Below are 20,619 nucleotides of genomic sequence, written 5' to 3'. Positions count from 1 at the left end.
TCGGGATTAATTATACCCCGAAAGGAATTTTATGGTTTACGAAAATCGCTCGGATTTTTACCGTAAATTTGCCGAAAAGCATGCGAAAAATGGCTCACATTTACATAACCGACTTCATAGGCAATTTGGCTGACGGTTTTATCCTCGTCTTCCAATAACGATTGCGCCGTTTCCATTTTTAGCGTATTGGTAAATTGGTGAATGGTTTTCCCGAACAGCTCTTTAAATCCGCGTTTTAAACGATTTTCGTTTAAAAATACGAGCCGTGCCAATTCGGGAATGGTCGGCGGGTCGGTGTAGCGCTCTGATAAAATATCATGGGCGCACAAAACGGCCGCATAATCCGGCGAAGGCATTGCCGCTCCGACAATACCGCGCGAAGGATTTAAAATATAACGCCGATAAAGCAGCGTTAAAAGCGTTTTTACAATTCCTTCGTAAAACAGCGGCTGCGCGGCGGCGTCGATTGAGGTATCGAGAATAAGTCTGAACAGGTTTTTCAGCGGGATTTCAACTTTCTTCGGTCTCATCAACCAATGAACCAAGCCGTCCGTTTCTTTGGTTTTCGTTTTTTCTTTTGTTTCTTCGCGGCAAAAAGGAAGCAGCTTTTTAAATTCACCCGTCCCGAACAGCGAAACCGCCAAGATTTCTTCGCCGGAAGGATACATCATCATGCCGCGGCTTTTTTGCTTTATGTAAATGCCCAGCTCGTTCGGAGAAAGACACGTATCGATTACGCCTGTTTCGCAATAGGCGATGTGACCGCGAAAACAGCAGGTTGTTTCAAACGCGGAATCGTAGCCGTCATAATTCATTATAAGCGGATATTTCAGTTTTATATGAATAATCGAAAGGCCGGCGTTGCCGCAGGGAAAAATATTGCGGATGGTTCCGCGCCCGATTTCTTCGGGAATTGTGTATGTTTTACAGCAGGCCCCGTCCGCACACGTAAAGCCGAACTGCTCTCTCAATATATAATCATAGTCGTCTATTTGTTTAATGGCCAAAGCCGATCGCATTGTTATCCTCCGCTAAGATAATAACAAATGGAATAAAAATATTGAAGACTGTAATTGAAGCATACTCTTGAGCCTTTATACGGAATAACGTATACTGATTTTATGACGTCGTCCGCAAAGCGCGCGCTTTTTTGCACATATCTCGGCATTTTCATCTGTTTTTTACAGGCAGTCTTTCTTGCTGCGCAAGAGCAGACGCCCGAAAAGCTGCGCGCAAAAGTCGTCGCCGCGGCCAAGCAATATATCGGCGTTCCGTACCGTTACGGCGGTCTGACCGCCGCGGGTATGGACTGTTCGGGTTTTATCTACACGGTTGCGCGCGAAGCGACGAAAGTGCAGCTGCCGCGCACGGCCCGCGCGATGTATTCGTTTTGCAAAACGGTTCCCGATGAAAAAAGAGAACCGGGCGACATCGTGTTTTTTAAAGACGGCGGCGAAAAGATAACTCACGCGGGTTTATACATCGGGAACAATCAATTCATCCACGCCGTAAGCGACGGGGAGAATACCGGCGTTATCGTGTCGTCTTTAAACCAAGGCTCGTGGAAACGAAGATATGCCGGCTGCGGCCAGTTTTTGCCGCCCTCGCTTCCGCAGGATACGCGGGACAAAAAGACTACGAAAGCACCCGCCTCCGCAAAAGACGGCGCGGATGAAAAAACTTCGGAAAATGCCGTAAAAAAAAACGATAAAGAAACGACCGCACGAGCGGAATCCGCGGCCGACATCAGCGCTTCAGACGATCCGTTCGACGATATTTCCGCAAAAATATTCTGTGCGTTTTCGGCGCAGCTCCGCTGGAATTTTTTTTCGGCCGACAAATTTGTGCCGACGGTTACGGGAGCATCCTTTCAAACCGACGTCTATTACAAAGGCCGCGTCCTAAGACCGGGACTTTCCGCCGCATTCCGATTGGAACCGCTTATGGGCATATATCAGTTTCCGCTTTGCGTTACGCTCGGTCTTCCGCACGGGTTTTGCCTGTATGCGGGCCCGGTTTTTACGGCAGGAAGCGCACATTCGCTCGGCACCGACCGGAAACTTTCCGCCCCGATCTTTCCGGGCACATTCGGCGCGCTCTGGCAAAGTCCGTCGTTTCGGGCAGACAAAAGCGAAGTTTCATTCATTCAGGATATAAATTGGACGGTGTTTTCGGGAGCCGGCAATACGCGGCTCGACTTTACGGAAAGCGCGGCTTCGGGCTTGCGTTTTTCAACGGGAATTCGCGTAACGATTTTGGCAAAGGATTTGTTTAATTGAAAACACACAAGGATGTATTTATGGAAAGCATACAATTTTCAAAGGCCGTATCGGCAGCAAAAACAGCGCAGGCTGGGCGGTCCGCACCGACAGCCGCGGCATTGCTCGCGTTCGCTTTGTTCTTCATTTCAATTTTCGCTTTTGCAGGCTGTACGGCCCGGGCAGCCTTGTCGCTCGATGCGGGTAAGGGCGCCGCTTTAAGTTTTAAAACGGAAGCGGGAAAATCGCTCGAACAAACCGTAACGGCTTTTACCGGCACCGAGGAAAACAAAACGCTTTTTGACGACGCGAAAATAAAAGCCGGATTTAAAAAAGCGGGCTTTACGCTGGATTCTTTATCGTTTTCGGGAAAAACGGGTATTTCGCTGAACGCGCACAGCGCGGACATCCGCACGGCCGACACGGGCGGCGCGCTTTCGCTCCGAAGCGACGGTGACGGCGAAACGCTGACGGTAAAGTTAAGCCCCGCAACCCTCAATTCGCTTTTAAAACTGATGCCTGAAGAAACGGCCGAATATACGGAATTCCTTATGGCACCGGCCTTTACCGGCGAAAAAATGAGCGAAAAAGAATATGCCGACAGCATCGGCAGCATGTACGGCAGCACGATGCGAAAAGAATCCGAATCGTCGTTCTTTATTTTTGACGTTTCGGCTCCCGGCGAAATCACGGAGGCCGCCGTCCTTCCTGCTGGAACGGGCAGCGCTTCAAAAAACGGGAAAAAAGCTTCTTTCCGCATCGCATTGAATACTTTTTTGTCGAATTCCGGCGAAATAATCATACGCACGCGGTGGAAAACAAAATGAATGCGCATACTTCCAAATGTCATTTTTGCGCAACATGCGACGGTTTCGGCTGCACAGGCGAACTGCCCGGCATGGGAGGCTTCGGCGGCAATATCAATTTCCGGCTGAATTGCGCCGCATGGAAAACGTTTGAATTGCCCGACGGACTTTTTGAATCGGCGCTGCGCGAAGCCGAAAAAGGCGGCGATCCGTCTTGCATTCTTCCGTTTAAAATGCCGGAAATCTGCCTTGCGCCCATAACCGGCGCGGTGGAAAACGTCGGTTACGAAGAGGAAGAATCTTTTTACTTCGACATAATAAACGCCTGCGATGACGCTTCCGTAAAGCTTTCTATCGGCGACGGCTGTCCCGACATAAAACTTTTGTCCGGCATTAAAGCGGTTGAAACGCGCAAAACGGTAAATCCGCAGGCGGCCGCGGCCGTTTTTGTAAAACCGTACCCGAACGAACGCATCATCGAACGTTTTGAGTGGAGCAGCGGCATTGCCGAGATAGTCGGCGTAGACATCGATTCATACAACATAGTTACCATGCGCCGTCTGGTCAGCTTGGAAAAAAAGACTGCAGAACAGCTTTCCGAGCTAAAACGCAAAACCGACCTCCCCTTCGCGATAAAAGGAATTTTCAACGAAAGCGAGTTGGATACGGTAAAAAGCGTAAAACCGGACATCGTCGTTATTTCGAATCACGGCGGAAGAGTTGAAAACCGCATAGGAAGTACCGCCGAATTTTTGGCTTCGTACGGTAAAACGCTGCGCAAAAACTGCGGCCGACTGTGGGTTGACGGCGGCATCCGCACCTTCCGCGATATCCTCGTTGCGGGCTTTTTGGGCGCCCATGCGGTAATGGTCGGCCGCCCCTTTATCACCGCTTTGTGTGCTTCCGGCGCGCGCGGCGTACGGGAAACCGCGGAACTTTTGCGCGGGAAAACAAACGCGACTATTTTTTGACCTTAGCCGTTTCTATTATTTTATTAACCATATCAATATTTTTTTCTATAAAGGATGAATATCCGTTTATTCTTAATACGTCAAAGTTATCCCCATCACCGGAGAAAAGACAAAGTTTCAATGTATTTAATTCCCAATAATCATAAGAAATCACATCATAAGTTACACATACGGCATTCCCTATTTCTTCCATTTTGTATGATGCCGGTACGACACATCCCTTCATAGATGTTACAAGAATATCACCCAATATATAGGTGTATAAATCATTAAAACCATATTCTTTCAGCGATATTTTTTCCGTATAAATCACCGAGTCTCTTTTTGTTGTATGGGGAAAAACATAATAATTTGAATCAAGAACATAATTCTCAGGAAGGTGTAATTCAAAATCATTATAATCGACTTTGACAGATTTTTTAGGTTTTACTTTATTCATATCTCTGATTTTCGGTTTAGGAATATCCGCCGAATTTAAAAAATATGATAATTCTTCCGGAGAGATAACTCCGAACTGAATACATTCAGTGATTATATTTTCATTTTCATCTTTTTCCCAAATTAAATTTGTAATCGGTATAAAAAAATCAATAAGTCCGGATTTTATAATTGTTCCCGAAACCAAATCTCTTTTTATTGTAACAAATCTTCCGGGAAGATTCTTTCTCATACCCATATCCGTATAGAAAAACAAATTTAACAATTTAGGTCTTAAAATCGTTTCAAAGTCTTCTTTCGTACCTTCATTTACTTCTATCAATTCTACCGCTGTATTAAAACCTTTTATAATGTTGACGGTTGCAGCATACGCTTTTTGATTAGCCATATCCCTATATCGCATAATATAGCCGTCACCGATATTTACAAGGTTTATAAAATTTCCCGTATTCTCTCTGTAAACAACGCCCAATCCGGCTCTGTCTCCCAGTTCCGAAAAACTCATTTGAGCAAATACACAATCGCATAAAAGAATTGAAAGAATTAATAAACCTATCTTTTTCATTTTTACTCCTTGTACGCTCCCGGCGGCATTCAGCAAATATTGTTTAACCCGCAACGCAGCTCGGCTATGCTGTCGGCTTTGAAAACGGTGTTATGTGTTTATTATTCATACAGTATATAAACCGTAAAAGGTTTACAACCTCCGTCTTCCTCAAACACCCTGATTAATCTATCGGCTATTTTTAATCTCCTTTGAGGAAGATCAAAATATGTATATGTGGATTTATCATTTCTTGGTGCAAAATCTATATATTGATATACGGTCTTTTTATTTGTATTTATATAAAAACCGTTAACCGCATATGCAATTCTTGCATCATCTTTTATTTTCAAATATACCGGACCGATAATTTCTTTATTCACATTTTCTTTCAGTATTTTTTTTATATACTCGGATTTATAAAAATATTTTGACTTAATATATAAATCATCCGTATGATCCGATATGTAATATTTTAAAATTTTTGATGCTTCGGGGGAAATAAATTTTCCTCCTTTTATCATGTCTTTATAAATACTTTTAATTTCTTTTTTTTCGTTTTTTTGAAGTAAATTGTTATCAAATTTTTCCGTTAATTCATCAATTTTCTCTTGTGAGGTAAAAAGGATTGAACATGAACCGAACAAGCAAGTTAGTAATGAAAAAAATATTATTAACAAAGAATAAACTCTTTTTATTAAATACTTTTTCTTTCCTTTTCCCATAATCGGATTCCTTTTTCAGTTAAGTTTTCCTCCGGCGCTAAGCAGGTATCCACATAACGGGGTACAACGTCCTGTTGTCAGATTGAAACGGGTGCTAGGCTTTTGATTGATGGTAATGTGTACCGCACTGAACAATATAGAGTTTATTATCTTCAACTTTATACACAAGTCGATTTGCCGTATCTATTCTTCTGCTCCAATATCCTGATAATTCATGCTTTAATGGTTCCATGCAATATCAGACCAAACCTTTACCGTCAATCGGATTCCTTTAATTCATGAATTTGACATTTCCCGGTTTCAATCTGATGTATACTTTTACGCAAATATTTCATATTTTCTTCCGAATAAATATACGGATCTTCGGATGCTTTCAGCGCAAATGGAAGACCGTTTTCTCGAATTGTAGCTTTTACAAAAGAATTTATTGCCGAAGAAATATTTATTCCCATAGAATCACAAATTCGTTCAAAACTTATTTTATCGTTCTGTGTAATTTTTGCTGATATTGTAGTCATCTTAATACTCCTTACTACAATATACTACACAGGCGTCTAAACATCAACTATTCACCCTACTAATTTTTTCCGCTCGGTGTTACACCGCGAAGCAAAGCTATCATTTTTATATTTTCCTTTACCATACCAATGGCATGTGAGCATAACATTCACTTAATCTGCAAACGAGCACAGTCCCGTTTGTCGGCTTTGGAAACGGTATTAGGAAATATTATTTATAAGCATCTTTCCGTGCTTCAATATTCACTATAAATACGATAACCGTATCTTCCGATATTTTATAGAACAGACGATAATCCCCTATTCTAAAACGATATAGGTCTTTGTAATTTCCTTTGAGTCTTTTAATATTGGGGCCAAAATAGGGATTTTCACGTAATACCGGATATACATATTCCGTAATCTTTTTGTATAAAGATTTATATTTTGCAGATTTTATCTTCTTTTCAAATGTTTCGGTTTCCGCTATTCGATACTTAGTCAATTATTCGATACCTTCCGGCTGAAATATCGGATAAACCTTTTTTAATATCTTTCCCATACTTGAGTATTTCATTCATTTCCGTATCATCGACAACCGTCTCATTCATAGTATAATTGAGCGTTGCATATTCCAGATAATTTGAGATTGTTCTTTTCTGCCCGGCAGCAGCCAGTTTGAAAATGTCATAGGTACTGTCATCTATACGAACGGTAATTGTTTTTGCCATTTTACGCCTCCGCTTCAAATGTATTCATTTATATTCAAAATGTCAACCAACTGCTTTAGCAATTCAATGATTTTGAATCAAGCGGAAGGCATCAACCTAACATTGCTTTAAACCGTATTTTTAACAAACACCCGAAATATCGGCTGTGGCAACGGCGTCAGACGATTTAATTTATTAACACTGCATCCACAAGACGCATTATATCGGTTTCCGTTCTGATTCCATTAAATACAGTTTTATTTTTCTTAATATCAAATACTTTATAACAGACGGTCCAATTCTTACCAAACAGTCCATTACGCAAGGAATCTTTAAAAGGACTGATACAAAGCGGTACCAGAAAATAATCATCAGATAAAAGCACTAAAGGTCCGGCCATTCGCTCGTATCTTTGCTTAAACGTACATTGAATATCACTAAAAGTTGTTAAATCCGTTATCACACAACTTCCGCTGTCGCTCCTGAAAGATTTCATATTCTCTGTTTGTGTAACGGATGAACCTTCCCGTATTATTTTTATAACGACTGCAGGGATAAGACCAGCCGATATCAATTTCATTCTTTCGAACATCACCTGTTGAACGGTCAATTACAAAACTTCCCGAATCGCCGACAAATCCTCCGTCCATATAAAAGTAAACCGTATTATCATCTGCCTGCACAGCGGTAATAAATCTGCTTTCGTACCGTTCTCCGTGTTTGTCAAGAACATCTTCCGCTTCAAAAAGTTTACTAATTTTTTTTGTTTTGGAATTATATTCATATAAAATATGCGGTTCTCTGTTTTTTTCGCATCTTTCGCACCAGAAGAACGAATCCTTCGTAAAAGTGCTGAATCGGTAAATCTCTTTTTCAAAATCGAATAAAATCTTTTCTTCATTTGTAATATAGTTCAGTCGAATTATTCGATATACGTTTTCCGCTTTCTCGGCAAATAAAACGGAATTCGAATGTTCTCTATCAAAATGAAGTTCCAAAATATTTCGATTCTTTAAACTTTCAAGTTCGGCAAGCATCCGATTGCCAGTAAATATCGAAAACGTTTTATTGTCGGAATACCCCTTTTGAAATAAATATACAAGTGAAAAATTCTGATTGTCTTTTTTATCAGCGGCACAAGATAATATAATCGGTAATAACGTAAAAAAGAGAGCAATTAAAACCTTAAATCTCGTTTTCATTACTCATCTTTCCAATATAATTTTTCGGAAATTTTATTTTTTGAAATATAAAAGTCGGCTTCGGAGTTAAACCATCTTCCAACCGATATATATTCAGGTTCTGAATTCCAAGGTTTTAAGAAAACAATTAAATGACTCGTCGATTCTTCAGAATATAGTTCCAATAGTTTTTTTTCTTGTAAATCCGTTTTTGCAATGAAATACCCCTCGTTACTTTCTTTATCCTTATACAGTCCGGTAAATATTTTATATTCATCGTAAATAATATTCGTATACATATCATATGCATCCAATGAGAATTGTTGAGGTTCCCCAACGTAATCTTTAGAAAAAATGTAAAAATACTCCCAATCATTATTCAATAATGAAGGCTTTAAATCATTATAGGAAGATTTATATTCCCTGTATCTGTATTCATTAACGTCTAAGGAATTTTCAGGGAATTTTTCTAAAGGTTTAAGGTACCCTCCGAATACCCAACCGCTTTTATCGTTATTATGGTGAATTTTTACCCAAACACTTGTTATTTTATCTATTTCAACGGGATTTTTATCCGCCTCTTCAACATATACAAGAAAATTATCCGGGTATTTGTTTATAATATATGACGTTAAAGAATTCGATTCTCTAACTCTTAATCCTTCCGTTGAATTGATTCTATAATATTTTCCCGGAACAATATTAACATCGATATTTGAATTACTTTCTATTTCCGTTGCATTTGATTTCTCTGTTTCTATAATTGAATTATTCCTTTCTTTTTCTGTTTTCGAACAACTAAATAATAAAAAGCATGTAATTAAAGTAAATATAATTTCTTTCATTTTCACGCTCCCGTTTATTTAAAACGCAGTACGGATCGGCTACGTTGCCGACCTTGAAAACGGTATTAGGATACTTCTTCATATTTTTTTGTAAGTTTATCGAATTCCTTACAACTATCAGCAAAATCCGTTCTTAATGCCAATAAAGTATTTTTGTCAAGTACAGAAATCAGTCTGTCAATTCTAAAAAATCTTTCAGTTATGTTCTTCGTATAATAATACACGAGGACTTGATAAAAAATATACAGAAGGGATTTTTCTTCAATTCTAAAATTGAAAAAATCTTCTTTACTAAATTGGAGAAAATCCACTTTAAAAGCCTTGTATAATTTATATGCCTTTGCATATTTCCGTTTTTTATTAAATTTAGCAAGACGTAATTGAAGATAGAAAATATTGAATATCTCTTCTTTATATTTTGAATAATCAATTTTTGAGAACATATCGAAAAGCGTTCCAAGTTTGAATATATTTCTTTTTTCAAACCCGCATATTTCATCAAGTATTTGAAATGATTCCTCCAGATATATTTTCTTTTCAAAATTTTTTATGATTCGGCTTTCTATTAGTTTCAGATGTTTCTTTAATTGAAAACAACTTATATACAAAAGATAGTTTTCTTTAAAATCATCATACTTTAATGTTTGATATGATTTTAATCCTTCGTATACAGGTAAACTCACAAAAGTATCCATAAAAATAAAACCGACTTTGTTTTAAAAACCTTGGACGTCATTTACATCGCCCGCCCGACTTTCTTTCATCCTTTCCCCATTATACCACAAAAACCGCTAATTTTTCATCCGGCGCACTGCGGTTCCCGGTTTCCGCATTATAAAAATTTCTAACGGAACCCCTCTTGTAAAATTCTTTCCCTGTGATACAAATAGACTGTATGGAAGAGCTTTTTGAATGTCAGCTTGCCGGGATTGCTTATTTTTTGTACAGCCCCATTGCAACGCTTTTATCGATTACGCGCAGCATGAATTCCCATAATTCTTCGGAAAAATCTTTTATAAATGCCTTCTTTTTTATGATTTGCGCTTTTGTGAGGCTTTTTGTAACGATGTTTTGATTGTTGACGGCGCAGTGATTTAAAACCGGCTGCAGATTGTCGAGCACACGGGCGTACTGCGCTTCGGGCGTTTGGGCATTTTCGAATTCTTCCCAAAGTTCCGTAAAATATTTTTTTTGATCGTCGGGCAATAAGCCGAATATTTTGCGCGCCGCTTCTTTTTCCGCAGGTTTTATATTTTCACGTGCACTCTCGTCGTATAAAAAAACGTCGCCCGCATAAATTTCGACCGTATCGTGAATCAAAAGCATCGCAAGCGTTTTTTCGGTATCGATTTTTTCTTTGCAGTATTCACGCAAAATGAGCGCCATAAGCGCCACGTGCCACGAATGTTCCGCGCTGTTTTCGCGGCGTTCACCGCCGTGCGTGCCGTTTTGCCTGTAAACCGCTTTCAGTTTTTCCAGCTCGAAAATAAAGTTCATCTGTTTTTCGAGCCGCGTATTTCCCTGCTCCATATTATTTGTGTATACTCCATGTTTCGTTATCGGCGTAAAAGGTTCTGACTGCATATCTTTTTCCGGAAGTTTTCCCTTCTGCATAGAGCGGCGCATTTTTTACGATGACAACAAGAGTTTCGATATCTTTGTCGATTGTTACATCAATGAATATTTTACCGGTCGATATGATGATTGCTTCATCCGTATGATTTTGAACACGAATTCGTATAAAATCCGCAGGAAACGTCCAGTCGCATCGCGTGAAAAGGAGCGCGGCAAAAAATATAATCGCCGACGCGAAAAGCGGCATTTTGCGATTTCTTTTTACGCCGTATGAACGGAGAATGTTTTCATTCGATTTAAAAAAATTAAAAATTTCTTTTTTTGCCGCCGGTTTCATCAGAGGTATTGTACCCGATTTTACGCACCGCGGCAATGTCCGAAAAGAAATATCTGCGGTACATCGCGTCTACTTTATCTTGAGTGCGCGCATGGAATTCAATACCGCGAGCAGGGCAACTCCCGTGTCGGCAAAAACCGCCGTCCACATGTTGGCGATGCCGAATGCGCCGAGTGTAAGCACCAACAACTTTATGCCGAGCGCAAAGATGATGTTTTCGTGAATAATACGCAGGCTGCGCCGCGCTATGCGTATGCTCAGCGGCAGCTTGGCAGGATCGTCGTCCATGAGTACAACATCGGCGGCTTCGATTGCCGCATCGCTTCCCAAAGCGCCCATGGCGATGCCGACGTCGGCAAGGGCAAGAACGGGCGCATCGTTTATTCCGTCGCCGGTAAAAGCGAGCGTGTCTTTTACGCTTTCGGCCGATTCGTTTTGCGCCAAAAGTTTTTCAACCATTTCAACCTTTCCGTTCGGCAGTAAATCGGTGTATACGATGTCTATGTCCAGCTGCGAAGCGACGTAATCGGCTGCGGCCTTGGAGTCGCCGGTAAGCATGACGGTTTGCTTTACGCCGGCTTTTTTTAAACGGCGCACCGCCTCGGCGGCGTTGGGTTTCGGCTCGTCGGTTATGACAATGTGCCCCGCATATAGTCCGTCGACCGCTACGTGAACGATGGTGCCGAATTTGCTGCAATTGCGCCACTTTGCGCTGACCGAATCCATAAGCCGCGTGTTGCCCGCGCAAACGGTTTTGCCGTCGACAAGGGCGGTAATTCCCTGACCTGCAATTTCGTTCACGCCCGATACGCGTTTTTCGAATGCGCCGCTTTCGGCGTTTTGTCCCGTGCGTTTGCGGAATTCTTCTTTTATCGATACGGAAATCGGATGATTTGAATAGCGTTCGGCAAGGGCGGTCAATTCAAGCAAGCGTTCTTCGTTGATTGTGTCCGCATGAACCGCCGTTACCGTAAAGACGCCGCGCGTAAGCGTTCCCGTTTTGTCGAACACGGCCGTTTTTACATGCGCCAAAGCTTCGAGATAGTTGCCGCCTTTAATTAAAATGCCGTTTTTCGACGCGCATCCTATGCCGGCAAAAAATCCAAGCGGTACCGAAATCACCAGTGCGCAGGGGCACGATATAACCAAAAATATAAGCGCGCGCTGAATCCATTCGGCCCACTGGCCGCCGAAAACGAGCGGAGGTATAACCGCCAGCAAAACGGCACTGCACACGACAATCGGCGTGTAAACACGCGCAAAACGCGCAATAAACGTTTCCGTTTTCGCTTTTTTTTCGGATGCGTGCTCGACCATTTCCAAAATTTTCGATACGGTCGAATCGCCGAATTCTTTTGTAACCGTGATTTTTAAAAGTCCGCGCAGGTTTACGCTGCCGCTCAGCACGTCGTCGCCCTCTTTTACGTCGCGGGGCAGCGATTCTCCGGTTAAGGCGGCCATGTTTAAGCTGCTTTCGCCTTCGCTTATTGTGCCGTCCAAGGGAATCTTTTCACCCGGCTTTACGATGATGGTGCTTCCGACTGCGATTGAAGACGGCGGCACTTGTACCAATTCGCCGTCCCGTTCGATATTGGCGTAATCGGGACGAATGTCCATAAGTGCGGTTATGGATTTTTTCGATCGGGTTACCGCATAATCCTGCAGCGCTTCGCCGATTTGATAAAACAGCATAACCGCCGTCGCCTCGGTATATTCACCCAAAATCATTGCGCCGATTGTAGCGACCGACATTAAAAAGTTTTCGTCGAAAACTTCTCCGTGCAGAATATTTTTCAAAGCCCGCCACAAAACATCATAGCCGATAATAAGATACGGAACCGCGTATAAAAGCACGGCGGCGACTTTATTCGTACCGATAAACGACAGCGGCCCTTTTTCAAGCAGCTTTACGGCGGCAAAACTTACAACCGTCAAAACGATGCGTAAAATCATGCGGGAACTTTCGCCTTCTTCGTGCGAACAGCCGCAAGAGCAGGTGTGCTCGTGTTCGGCGCCGTGTTCATGAGAATGTTCATGTGAATGTTCGTGCTCGTGTGAATGTGCCATCCAATCCTCCTAGGATTATTCGCAAATATGTTCCATACCCTGATCTATAATCGTAACGACGTGATCGTCGTTCAGCGAATAAAACAACGATTTGCCTTCGCGCCGGTTGCGCACCAGTTTGCTTTGGCGCAAAATCTTCAGCTGGTGCGAAACGGCCGACTGAGTCATATGTAATTCCTGCGCCACATCGTTTACGCACAATTCACCTTTGCGCAGCATGTACAGAATTTTAATGCGTGTCGTATCGCCGAAGATTTTAAATAAGTCGGCAAGATCGTAAAGCTTTTCTTCGTCGAAATCGTTTATTGTGAAATTCATACACACCTCATATGACTACATGTTCATATGTTTATATAACGATATTTTAATTTTGTCAAGCATTATTTTGCGATAACTTTATACGCGTCGATGAGTTTTTCGAGGGGCCAGCGGCCGCGGTTTGCGGCGCTCGTGGACGGGAGGCAGACGGCCGGAATGTTCGTGAGCGGAAAGCACAAGTCGTTGTACAGCGTCCACGCCGTTTTACCGGTTGTGTATATGCGCCGTATGTGCGGAAAAATGCGCAAATCGTTTGCGACGGGTTCTTTTATGGAAGCGTCGTTTGCACCCGATATTCGGCATGAATACAAAACGTCCCACAAGGCGATGCCGTGACGCAAAACCAAAGCGCGCTTTTGTTCGGTTGTTTCGGGAATCGGTTCGGAAAAGACGGCGGCGAGCACCGGCCAAAAGCGGTTTTGTCCGTGCCCGTAGTAAAAGCCGCTTTCGCGCGAAACGGGCGACGGCATTGTTCCCAAAATAAGAATGCGCGAACTGCCGTCGTAAACGGGGGCAAAGGGATGGACGATCCGCACATCCTGCACAGCCGTGCCGGTTCCCTTTGTTGTCCCGCGTACTTTCATTATACTTTGAATTTTTTAACTTCGTCCGCCAAATTGCCGATACTTTGCCGGTTCTTTTCGGTAATCTGACTTACTTCCTGTATGGCGTTGTTTATTTGAGTTGCTCCGGCGGCCATCTCATTCATGCTGTCGGTTATCACGCGCGTCAGATCGTCGAGCTTATTCATCTCTTTCGCCATTTCCTTGCCGCCTTTAAGCATTTCGGTCGAACCCTCGCTTACCTGAACGGTAACCGCGTTGATGTCTTTTATCGCGGTAAGAACTTCCTTGCTGGCGTTGCCCTGTTCGCGCATCGCTTCGGTTAAGCGGGCGCTCATCTGTTTTACCTGCTCGGAAAGCGTAAAGATAATGTTGAATTTTTCTTCGACAGTTTTGGCTGCCGATGAAAGCGTTTCGATTTCGCTGCTCAGATTTTTAAGTGTCGAGGTGATGGTTTTACCCTGAGCGCTCGATTCTTCGGCGAGCTTGCGGATTTCGTCGGCAACAACGGCAAAACCTTTTCCCGCTTCGCCCGCATGGGCGGCTTCTATTGCGGCGTTCATTGCAAGGAGGTTCGTTTGGCTCGCAATGTGCTGAATGACGTTCGACGCTTCCATCAGGCTGCCGGATTCTTCGGCAATCGTTTGTGTAATGTTGCCCGAACTGACCAAGGTTTCTTTACCGTCCGAAGTTGCCGATGCAAGGTCTTTTATGACGGTATCGGTTTTTTCGAGCGTGCGCGAAATGGAATCGATGTTTGCGACCATTTCTTCGATTGCAGCCGAAGATTGGGCGACGCTTGCCGCCTGCGTTTCGATGCTTCCGTTAAGGTTTTCTATTGTACGAATGATTTCTTCGATGGTTGATGCCGTTTCGGTAACGCTTGCGGCTTGAGTGAGCGTTTGCTGTTTTACGCCTTCGATATTTGCGCTGATTTGATTTACAGCGCTCGCCGTTTCGGTCATATTGCTTGCAAGTTCGTTGCCGACATCTCTCATCGTCCGGCTGTTCGTTTCAACGGCTTTAATCGATGAGCCTATTTTTGTAATCGTCTGATTAAAATATTCCGAAAGTTCGGTAATTTCGTCATTGCCGATGAGCGGCAAACGTACCGTCAAATCGCCTTCGCCCTGCGCAATATTTTTAAGCGCCGCTACAATCGTTCTGACCGGATTCACCATCGCTTGTGCGATAAAAAATATAAAAACGAGGGCGACGACCAAAAGTATAACGCTCAAAACGGCCATGGAATAGCCCAACAGGGTTACGCTACCCATAAACTCATCAACAGGCGCACTGATGATAACGGTCCAGCCGGTTGTCTTCATTTCGGCGTATGAAGCAATGTTGTTGTTCCCGCCGAAAGTATAATAACCGACAGACGACTCGGTCGAGCTGATCGCTTTTTTTGCAAATTCATTAATGGAAAAAAGTTCCTCATTGTTTTCTTTATTTAAGGTGAAGTTTTCCTGCCGGGAAACCAACTCTTTGTTTTTGTGGGCAACGGCAACTCCGTCCGCTCCCAAAATGAAGCAATAGCCGGTATCCCCTACGACAATGTCGGCGATATCGTCGGTGAACTTCATTCCCGGAGCATCGGCCGTCAATATGCCGATGATGTTGCGATTGTCATCATAAATAGGTACGGCAATTGTAAACACGAGCGTATGATTCGCAAATTCATAATACGGTTCGGATATAAAAGGTTTTCCTGCGGAAGCCGCTTTAAAATATGGCCGCTCTCTTACGTCGTAAATATTTCCGTCAACGGAGTAAAAATTGCCTTTTAAATCCGCAATATCCAATTCGATTATTTGATCATTTCGCGCAGATTCTTTTTTCAGCAGTTCCACCTTGTCTCTGGGGGAAATGGACGGATTCCGTATAGCGGGCATGCCGGCCAAATCTTGGATAAATCGCAAAAAGACCTGCATTCTCAAATCGATAATTTCCGCCGTATCGGAAGCTTTATCTATAAGGCTTGTCGAAACCCTTTCTTTAACGGCTTGCCGCCCCATCCGTGTTGCAACGGCGCCCTGAATCGCTACCGCGATAATAAGCAATAGTCCGAAAACAATAAGCAGTTTTTTTCGGATCGAAAACATTTTCTTTGACTTTTGCATACGAATCCCTTTTCTCCTTATGCTGCGGTGACATTATATAACTAATCGTCAATTACAACAAGGATTAAAATGTAAAATAAACATATTTACTTAATCACTATTATCGGAAAAATTCAATATAAAATAAAGTTGAAAAATAAATATTGACATAAGGTGAAAAACATGCCGGGTATTCGGAAACAGGCGTTTGTTGCCGATTTCCGCTCATGCAGAATGTTTGCCCCGCTCATATAACTTGCGTATTTTATGCAAAGCGTATAAAATAGCGTCAATCATTTTATGGGAGTGTCGTTGTCGCCCGCTCGCCGGCCGTACACGCGCTTCCGAACAAGGACTGTGCCATGGCTCTTAATTGCGGTATTGCCGGATTGCCGAATGTAGGCAAATCGACCATTTTTTCCGCACTTACGTCGGCTCCCGCCGAAGCGGCGAATTATCCTTTTTGCACGATAAATCCGAATATCGGTATTGTGGATTTGCCCGACGAAAGGCTCGATTTTTTATTTGAAAAATTCGCTTCAAAACGACGCGTTCCGGCTTCCGTCGAATTTGTCGATATTGCCGGTTTGGTAAAAGGCGCGTCGAAGGGCGAAGGGCTGGGAAATCAGTTTTTGGCACATATACGCGAAGTCGGCATTTTGGCGCACGTTGTGCGCTGCTTCGACAACGACGATATTGTGCATGTGGCAAACAAGATAGATCCGGCCGACGATATCGAAACGATCAATATGGAACTTGCCTTTGCCGATTTGGATACGGTCGAAAAGCGCATTGAAAAGGCGAACCGCGCCGCACGCGTTATGGGTAAAGACGAGCAAAAAAAAGCTGCGGTTATATTGTCGGCTTTGGATAAAATAAAACCGCTTTTGGAAAACGGCAAAAGCGCGCGCTTCGCTTCGTTAACCGACGACGAAAAAGAGGCCGTGTACGATCTGCATCTTATAACAATGAAGCCGCAGCTGTACGTATGCAATACGGATGAAGAAGGCGCAAAAAACGGCAACCGCTATATAGAAACCGTAAAAAAGATCGCGGCTTCCGAACGCTTTGCCGACGGCAGCGCTTCGGACGTAGTCGTTATCTGCGGAAAATTCGAAGCCGAACTTGCCGGCATAGAAAGCGAAGCCGAGCGCAGCGAATTTTTAAGCGAACTGGGACTGAAAGAGTCCGGCTTGAGCGTTTTGGCGCGGACGGCTTATCGTCTTTTGGGACTGCGCACGTTTTTTACCGCCGGCGAAGACGAGTGCCGCGCATGGACAATCCGCGCGGGAGATACCGCGCCCCAAGCGGCCGGCGTTATTCACACCGATTTTGAAAAAGGCTTTGTAAAAGCCGAAGTGTATTCGTTTGAAGATTTTAAAACCTACGGATCGGAAGCCGCTATAAAGGCCGCCGGAAAATACCGCGTCGAAGGGCGCGACTATGTCGTCCAAGACGGCGACGTTATATTTTTCAAATTTAATGTAACGAAATAGTTCGAACGGCGGGTTTCATAATCATTCGTACAGTATAGAAAATATGCGGAGGCAATGTCAGTCCGCATGCGCCGCGGTTGAGCTTTTCGGGTACAATTACCCGAGCCAAACGCTCAAAGCGTCTCGCGGCCATGACATTGCCTGTATCTTATTTTACCCGTACTTTTAGAAAGTATATAAAACCCGCCGCCCAACATATGTATCACGCGGAGAGAGACCGGTTTGTCGGAGGTAATGTCAGTTCGCAGGCGTCACGGTTGAGCTTTTCGGGTAAAATCATCAGGCTTACATACACTTTTTTTATCGGCGCGCCCTATAATAATAGACGGAAGTACCGCCGGCGTTGGTGCAACGCCGAAACGGCGCTTTCGAAAGGGGGCGGCTATGAAAAACACGCGGAAAGGATGCGGCGGTAAAAAGACTTGCGTACAAAGCTGCACACTTGCGGCGTTTGTACGCATTTTGTGCCTGTGCTTTGCAGTCTTTGTTTCGGGAAGCTGCGCGTCCGAAAGCCGGAGCGTCCGCATTATCAGCTGGAACGTGCAAACTTTTTTCGATGCGCATACGTGCGGAACCGAATACAAGGAATTCCGCGCTTCGGGCGGCGCGTGGAACCGCGAAAAATACGAGCGACGTTTGGAAAATCTGTGCGGCTTTATTAAAGAGCATCCCGCGGACATCTATGTATTCGAAGAAGTGGAAAACGAAGAGGTTTTGCAGGATATCGTAAATCTGTGCGCAGGTTTTTCCGTTTTTTCGCAATCACGGCCGCAAGCGATTTTTGCATTTGACGAGGGCGGAAGTTTGGGCATTGCCGTTTTGTCGCGGCTTCCGATACACGAAGCTGCGGTTCACCAAATCGACATACGCGCGCTCTTTGACGGGGGCGGCGCCTTGAATCGTGTAAGTCAGCCTCCGCTCCGGCCTTTGCTCGAAGTGCACGCCGAAAGCGGCGGGCGGCCTTTTGTTCTTTTTGCCTGCCACTGGAAGTCGAAAAGCGGCGGCGCACAAAAAAGCGAATTGTGGCGCGATTTGCAGGAATGTTTACTTGCGCGGCGTATCCGCGAGGTTGCAAGCGCGTATCCTTCCGAGCCCCTTATCGTCTGCGGCGATTTTAACCGCGCGCTCGAAGAATTCAACATTGAAGAAGACGCCGTAAAGGGAAAAACCGTGTCCATGGCGTATGACTTGCAGCCGCAAAAAGCGGAAACGGAACGGGAGCATGCCGAACTTTTATCCGCATGGTTTATCGGCGGCGGATCGGGTTCGTATTATTTTCGGGAAACATGGGAAAAAATCGATCACTTTTTTTATAACGAGTTTGTTTTTGCGCCGGCCTTTTCGGTACTCGACAGCGGGCCGCATACGCAACCGGGCGGAATTCCGTTCCGCTACGATCTGTACAAGGGCGCAGGCTACTCCGACCATTTGCCGCTGTCTTTCGATTTTTTTACGGAACAACCGAAAAGCACCGGCCGGTAATCTTATTCGACTTTTGAAAAACTGTCTTTTCCGACTCCGCATACGGGGCATACCCAATCGTCGGGAATATCTTCAAAAGCCGTGCCGGGTGCAATGCTGCCGTCCGGATCGCCTACGGCCGGGTCGTATTCATACCCGCAAACCGTGCATACATATTTTGCCATAATATCCTCCATGGTCTTTAAGACCGCTTCAATCATAAACCATATTGCCGGATAAGTAAAGAGTGCGAAGAGAACGCGTAGACGATGCGAACGAAAACAGTGCAAGTTATCAATACTATTTTATCGGAAACAAAATCGAAATGATAAAAAAACAAAATGATGTTTTTGTCGAAAACTGGAGATGAGGGGACTTGAACCCCTTACCTATTGCATGCCATGCAATCGCTCTAGCCAGATGAGCTACACCCCCGAAAGTATAACCAAGATAACAGAAAAGCGGGAAATATGTCAAGAGCGCACAATCGATAAAAATCCTTTTTGAATCATTCCGGCATCAGATCGATACAAGTATTCTATTTTTCCGCATTATCGTTCCCGTTTTTTTCGGTTAGCTTTAACGTGAGATAATTCGATTCTCTGTCAATTCGTCTCTCTTGTCCGCGGCGTTTGTTTTTTGTATAATAAAGCTATGATTAAACGGCTTGAAGAAATGCAAACGCGGTTCGAGGAACTGAATCAAATTATTCAGGACCCGGAGTTGATAAAAAATCCGAAAAAATATAAAGAAACCATGCGCGAGCACGCTTATTTAAGCGAAGTAAACGAAGCTTTCGGCGAATATAAAAAATTGCTTCAGGGAATTGAGGACGCAAAGCATCTTATTACCGAAGAAAGCGATCACGACATGAAAGAATTTGCGCGGGAAGAATTAAAGGAGCTGGAAGAAAAACAGCCCGGCGTCGAAGAAAAACTGAAGCTTCTTTTGATTCCGCCCGATCCGCTTGAAGAAAAAAATATCATTATGGAAATCCGCGGGGGCGCCGGCGGAGACGAAGCGTCCCTTTTTGCGGCCGACCTTTTCCGCATGTACACGCGCTATGCCGACATGAAGGGCTGGTCGTATGAAATCATGAATGCAAACGAAACCGAAGTGGGCGGCTATAAGGAAATCTCTTTTTCAATAAGCGGAAAATACGTATATGGCAGTTTGCGCTATGAAGGCGGCGTGCACCGCGTTCAGCGCGTGCCGGAAACCGAATCGCAGGGGCGCGTGCATACGAGTGCCGTTACGGTGGCGGTTTTGCCGGAAGCCGAAGAAACCGAAATAGAAATAAAGCCTGAAGATTTGCGCATCGACGTTATGAGGGCGGGCGGCCCGGGCGGACAGTGCGTCAACACAACCGATTCGGCGGTGCGGCTTACCCACTTGCCGACGGGGCTCGTCGTCATTCAGCAGGACGAAAAAAGTCAGATAAAAAACAAGGCAAAAGCTTTGCGCGTTTTGCGTGCGCGGCTTTTCGATTTGGAAGAATCGAAAAAAAATGCCGAACGTGCGGCCGCACGCAAAAGCATGGTCGGAACGGGCGAACGTTCCGAAAGAATCCGCACGTACAATTTTCCGCAAAACCGCGTAACCGATCACCGCATAAACCTTACGCTGTACAAGCTCGACCAGATTATGCAGGGTTTTTGCGACGAACTCATAGACGCGCTGTGCATTTATGCAAAGGAAGAGCGGCTGAAAAACGGCTAGACCTAA

General features: G+C 44.1%; 24 protein-coding genes, 1 tRNA gene and 1 pseudogene. 7 read left to right on the top strand and 19 right to left on the bottom strand.

Going from position 1 to position 20,619, the window contains the following annotated elements; all coding sequences use genetic code 11:
* Positions 1–29: 29 nt before the first annotated feature.
* Complete coding sequence (locus tag HMPREF9194_RS01005; RefSeq protein ID WP_016524497.1) at positions 30–1,019, bottom strand: helix-turn-helix domain-containing protein; 990 nt, start codon at positions 1,017–1,019, stop codon at positions 30–32.
* 102 nt (positions 1,020–1,121) lie between these two features.
* Between HMPREF9194_RS01005 and HMPREF9194_RS11725 the strand changes: the two genes are divergently transcribed.
* Genes HMPREF9194_RS11725 through HMPREF9194_RS00990 form a run of 3 tightly spaced genes read left to right on the top strand, consistent with a single transcriptional unit; the run spans position 1,122 to position 4,035 of the window.
* A complete protein-coding gene (locus HMPREF9194_RS11725) occupies positions 1,122–2,279 on the top strand; it encodes a C40 family peptidase (protein ID WP_016524496.1) in 1,158 nt (385 codons plus the stop codon).
* A 20-nt stretch (positions 2,280–2,299) separates the two neighbouring features.
* Complete coding sequence (locus HMPREF9194_RS00995) at positions 2,300–3,085, top strand: hypothetical protein (RefSeq protein WP_016524495.1); 786 nt, start codon at positions 2,300–2,302, stop codon at positions 3,083–3,085.
* Complete coding sequence (locus HMPREF9194_RS00990; protein WP_016524494.1) at positions 3,082–4,035, top strand: alpha-hydroxy-acid oxidizing protein; 954 nt, start codon at positions 3,082–3,084, stop codon at positions 4,033–4,035. The genes HMPREF9194_RS00995 and HMPREF9194_RS00990 overlap by 4 nt, the downstream gene beginning before the upstream one ends.
* Here HMPREF9194_RS00990 and HMPREF9194_RS00985 read toward each other — a convergent pair.
* The 16 genes and pseudogenes from HMPREF9194_RS00985 to HMPREF9194_RS00915 form a co-directional block, all read right to left on the bottom strand.
* A complete protein-coding gene (locus HMPREF9194_RS00985) occupies positions 4,025–5,038 on the bottom strand; it encodes a hypothetical protein (RefSeq protein ID WP_016524493.1) in 1,014 nt (337 codons plus the stop codon). The genes HMPREF9194_RS00990 and HMPREF9194_RS00985 overlap by 11 nt on opposite strands.
* Positions 5,039–5,139: 101 nt before the next feature.
* Positions 5,140–5,742: a hypothetical protein gene (locus HMPREF9194_RS00980; RefSeq protein ID WP_016524492.1), complete on the bottom strand. Its 603-nt coding sequence runs from the start codon at positions 5,740–5,742 to the stop codon at positions 5,140–5,142.
* A gap of 94 nt (positions 5,743–5,836) precedes the next feature.
* Positions 5,837–5,971, bottom strand: a pseudogene (locus HMPREF9194_RS12035) (Txe/YoeB family addiction module toxin); the annotation flags it as partial.
* A gap of 28 nt (positions 5,972–5,999) precedes the next feature.
* A complete protein-coding gene (locus HMPREF9194_RS00975) occupies positions 6,000–6,260 on the bottom strand; it encodes a type II toxin-antitoxin system RelB/DinJ family antitoxin (protein ID WP_016524491.1) in 261 nt (86 codons plus the stop codon).
* Between the two features lie 211 nt (positions 6,261–6,471).
* Positions 6,472–6,744, bottom strand: a complete 273-nt coding sequence (locus HMPREF9194_RS00970) for a type II toxin-antitoxin system RelE family toxin (RefSeq protein WP_040846103.1) — start codon at positions 6,742–6,744, stop codon at positions 6,472–6,474.
* On the bottom strand, positions 6,737–6,970 hold the full coding sequence (locus HMPREF9194_RS00965) for a hypothetical protein (RefSeq protein ID WP_016524490.1): 234 nt from the start codon (positions 6,968–6,970) through the stop codon (positions 6,737–6,739). The genes HMPREF9194_RS00970 and HMPREF9194_RS00965 overlap by 8 nt, the downstream gene beginning before the upstream one ends.
* A 166-nt stretch (positions 6,971–7,136) precedes the next feature.
* Positions 7,137–7,412, bottom strand: coding sequence for a hypothetical protein (locus HMPREF9194_RS00960; RefSeq protein WP_040846102.1), 276 nt, complete (start codon positions 7,410–7,412; stop codon positions 7,137–7,139).
* A complete protein-coding gene (locus HMPREF9194_RS00955; RefSeq protein ID WP_016524489.1) occupies positions 7,387–8,151 on the bottom strand; it encodes a hypothetical protein in 765 nt (254 codons plus the stop codon). Before HMPREF9194_RS00955 ends, HMPREF9194_RS00960 begins: the two co-directional genes overlap by 26 nt.
* A complete protein-coding gene (locus HMPREF9194_RS00950; protein ID WP_016524488.1) occupies positions 8,151–8,975 on the bottom strand; it encodes an SH3 domain-containing protein in 825 nt (274 codons plus the stop codon). The genes HMPREF9194_RS00955 and HMPREF9194_RS00950 overlap by 1 nt, the downstream gene beginning before the upstream one ends.
* Positions 8,976–9,040: 65 nt before the next feature.
* The gene (locus tag HMPREF9194_RS00945) at positions 9,041–9,670 is read right to left on the bottom strand and encodes a hypothetical protein (RefSeq protein WP_016524487.1); all 630 of its coding nucleotides are present in this window, start codon (positions 9,668–9,670) and stop codon (positions 9,041–9,043) included.
* A gap of 238 nt (positions 9,671–9,908) precedes the next feature.
* Entirely contained in the window at positions 9,909–10,505 is a 597-nt protein-coding gene (locus HMPREF9194_RS00940) for an HD domain-containing protein (protein WP_016524486.1), read from the bottom strand.
* A 1-nt stretch (position 10,506) separates the two neighbouring features.
* Positions 10,507–10,887 carry a hypothetical protein gene (locus HMPREF9194_RS12425; RefSeq protein ID WP_016524485.1) on the bottom strand — a complete coding sequence of 127 codons (381 nt, stop codon included), beginning with the start codon at positions 10,885–10,887 and terminating at the stop codon, positions 10,507–10,509.
* Between the two features lie 69 nt (positions 10,888–10,956).
* Positions 10,957–12,954: a heavy metal translocating P-type ATPase gene (locus HMPREF9194_RS00930; RefSeq protein ID WP_016524484.1), complete on the bottom strand. Its 1,998-nt coding sequence runs from the start codon at positions 12,952–12,954 to the stop codon at positions 10,957–10,959.
* A 15-nt stretch (positions 12,955–12,969) separates the two neighbouring features.
* Positions 12,970–13,272 carry an ArsR/SmtB family transcription factor gene (locus HMPREF9194_RS00925; RefSeq protein ID WP_016524483.1) on the bottom strand — a complete coding sequence of 101 codons (303 nt, stop codon included), beginning with the start codon at positions 13,270–13,272 and terminating at the stop codon, positions 12,970–12,972.
* Between the two features lie 62 nt (positions 13,273–13,334).
* Positions 13,335–13,856 (bottom strand): DNA-deoxyinosine glycosylase, encoded by a 522-nt coding sequence (locus tag HMPREF9194_RS00920; RefSeq protein WP_016524482.1) that lies wholly within the window; start codon positions 13,854–13,856, stop codon positions 13,335–13,337.
* Complete coding sequence (locus HMPREF9194_RS00915; protein WP_016524481.1) at positions 13,856–15,958, bottom strand: methyl-accepting chemotaxis protein; 2,103 nt, start codon at positions 15,956–15,958, stop codon at positions 13,856–13,858. Before HMPREF9194_RS00915 ends, HMPREF9194_RS00920 begins: the two co-directional genes overlap by 1 nt.
* A gap of 341 nt (positions 15,959–16,299) precedes the next feature.
* On the opposite strand from HMPREF9194_RS00915, the gene ychF reads away from it, so the two are divergent.
* Positions 16,300–17,433 (top strand): redox-regulated ATPase YchF, encoded by a 1,134-nt coding sequence (gene ychF / locus HMPREF9194_RS00910; protein ID WP_016524480.1) that lies wholly within the window; start codon positions 16,300–16,302, stop codon positions 17,431–17,433.
* A 384-nt stretch (positions 17,434–17,817) separates the two neighbouring features.
* Positions 17,818–18,915 carry an endonuclease/exonuclease/phosphatase family protein gene (locus HMPREF9194_RS00905; RefSeq protein ID WP_016524479.1) on the top strand — a complete coding sequence of 366 codons (1,098 nt, stop codon included), beginning with the start codon at positions 17,818–17,820 and terminating at the stop codon, positions 18,913–18,915.
* A gap of 2 nt (positions 18,916–18,917) precedes the next feature.
* Here HMPREF9194_RS00905 and rd read toward each other — a convergent pair whose 3' ends face one another.
* Complete coding sequence (rd, locus tag HMPREF9194_RS00900) at positions 18,918–19,079, bottom strand: rubredoxin (protein ID WP_016524478.1); 162 nt, start codon at positions 19,077–19,079, stop codon at positions 18,918–18,920.
* A gap of 62 nt (positions 19,080–19,141) precedes the next feature.
* Between rd and HMPREF9194_RS12525 the strand changes: the two genes are divergently transcribed.
* Positions 19,142–19,264 carry a hypothetical protein gene (locus tag HMPREF9194_RS12525; protein WP_281166959.1) on the top strand — a complete coding sequence of 41 codons (123 nt, stop codon included), beginning with the start codon at positions 19,142–19,144 and terminating at the stop codon, positions 19,262–19,264.
* Here the strand turns inward: HMPREF9194_RS12525 and HMPREF9194_RS00895 are convergent.
* Positions 19,256–19,329: transfer RNA gene (locus HMPREF9194_RS00895), tRNA-Ala, on the bottom strand. The genes HMPREF9194_RS12525 and HMPREF9194_RS00895 overlap by 9 nt on opposite strands.
* A gap of 240 nt (positions 19,330–19,569) precedes the next feature.
* Here HMPREF9194_RS00895 and prfA point away from each other — a divergent pair.
* A complete protein-coding gene (gene prfA, locus HMPREF9194_RS00890; protein ID WP_425425516.1) occupies positions 19,570–20,613 on the top strand; it encodes a peptide chain release factor 1 in 1,044 nt (347 codons plus the stop codon).
* The last annotated feature ends 6 nt before the right edge of the window (positions 20,614–20,619 follow it).

The organism is Treponema maltophilum ATCC 51939, assembly GCF_000413055.1.
Taxonomy (GTDB): Bacteria; Spirochaetota; Spirochaetia; order Treponematales; family Treponemataceae; genus Treponema_C; species Treponema_C maltophilum.
This window is presented reverse-complemented; position numbering and strand designations above follow the sequence as displayed.

Bases quoted from the DNA above. Each gene is read 5' to 3' on its own strand.
- HMPREF9194_RS01005 (WP_016524497.1), bottom strand. From the start codon at position 1,019: ATGCGATCGGCTTTGGCCATTAAACAAATAGACGACTATGATTATATA.
- HMPREF9194_RS11725 (WP_016524496.1), top strand. From the start codon at position 1,122: ATGACGTCGTCCGCAAAGCGCGCGCTTTTTTGCACATATCTCGGCATT.
- HMPREF9194_RS00995 (WP_016524495.1), top strand. From the start codon at position 2,300: ATGGAAAGCATACAATTTTCAAAGGCCGTATCGGCAGCAAAAACAGCG.
- HMPREF9194_RS00990 (WP_016524494.1), top strand. From the start codon at position 3,082: ATGAATGCGCATACTTCCAAATGTCATTTTTGCGCAACATGCGACGGT.
- HMPREF9194_RS00985 (WP_016524493.1), bottom strand. From the start codon at position 5,038: ATGAAAAAGATAGGTTTATTAATTCTTTCAATTCTTTTATGCGATTGT.
- HMPREF9194_RS00980 (WP_016524492.1), bottom strand. From the start codon at position 5,742: ATGGGAAAAGGAAAGAAAAAGTATTTAATAAAAAGAGTTTATTCTTTG.
- HMPREF9194_RS00975 (WP_016524491.1), bottom strand. From the start codon at position 6,260: ATGACTACAATATCAGCAAAAATTACACAGAACGATAAAATAAGTTTT.
- HMPREF9194_RS00965 (WP_016524490.1), bottom strand. From the start codon at position 6,970: ATGGCAAAAACAATTACCGTTCGTATAGATGACAGTACCTATGACATT.
- HMPREF9194_RS00955 (WP_016524489.1), bottom strand. From the start codon at position 8,151: ATGAAAACGAGATTTAAGGTTTTAATTGCTCTCTTTTTTACGTTATTA.
- HMPREF9194_RS00950 (WP_016524488.1), bottom strand. From the start codon at position 8,975: ATGAAAGAAATTATATTTACTTTAATTACATGCTTTTTATTATTTAGT.
- HMPREF9194_RS00945 (WP_016524487.1), bottom strand. From the start codon at position 9,670: ATGGATACTTTTGTGAGTTTACCTGTATACGAAGGATTAAAATCATAT.
- HMPREF9194_RS00940 (WP_016524486.1), bottom strand. From the start codon at position 10,505: ATGGAGCAGGGAAATACGCGGCTCGAAAAACAGATGAACTTTATTTTC.
- HMPREF9194_RS12425 (WP_016524485.1), bottom strand. From the start codon at position 10,887: ATGAAACCGGCGGCAAAAAAAGAAATTTTTAATTTTTTTAAATCGAAT.
- HMPREF9194_RS00930 (WP_016524484.1), bottom strand. From the start codon at position 12,954: ATGGCACATTCACACGAGCACGAACATTCACATGAACATTCTCATGAA.
- HMPREF9194_RS00925 (WP_016524483.1), bottom strand. From the start codon at position 13,272: ATGAATTTCACAATAAACGATTTCGACGAAGAAAAGCTTTACGATCTT.
- HMPREF9194_RS00920 (WP_016524482.1), bottom strand. From the start codon at position 13,856: ATGAAAGTACGCGGGACAACAAAGGGAACCGGCACGGCTGTGCAGGAT.
- HMPREF9194_RS00915 (WP_016524481.1), bottom strand. From the start codon at position 15,958: ATGCAAAAGTCAAAGAAAATGTTTTCGATCCGAAAAAAACTGCTTATT.
- ychF (WP_016524480.1), top strand. From the start codon at position 16,300: ATGGCTCTTAATTGCGGTATTGCCGGATTGCCGAATGTAGGCAAATCG.
- HMPREF9194_RS00905 (WP_016524479.1), top strand. From the start codon at position 17,818: ATGAAAAACACGCGGAAAGGATGCGGCGGTAAAAAGACTTGCGTACAA.
- rd (WP_016524478.1), bottom strand. From the start codon at position 19,079: ATGGCAAAATATGTATGCACGGTTTGCGGGTATGAATACGACCCGGCC.
- prfA (WP_425425516.1), top strand. From the start codon at position 19,570: ATGCAAACGCGGTTCGAGGAACTGAATCAAATTATTCAGGACCCGGAG.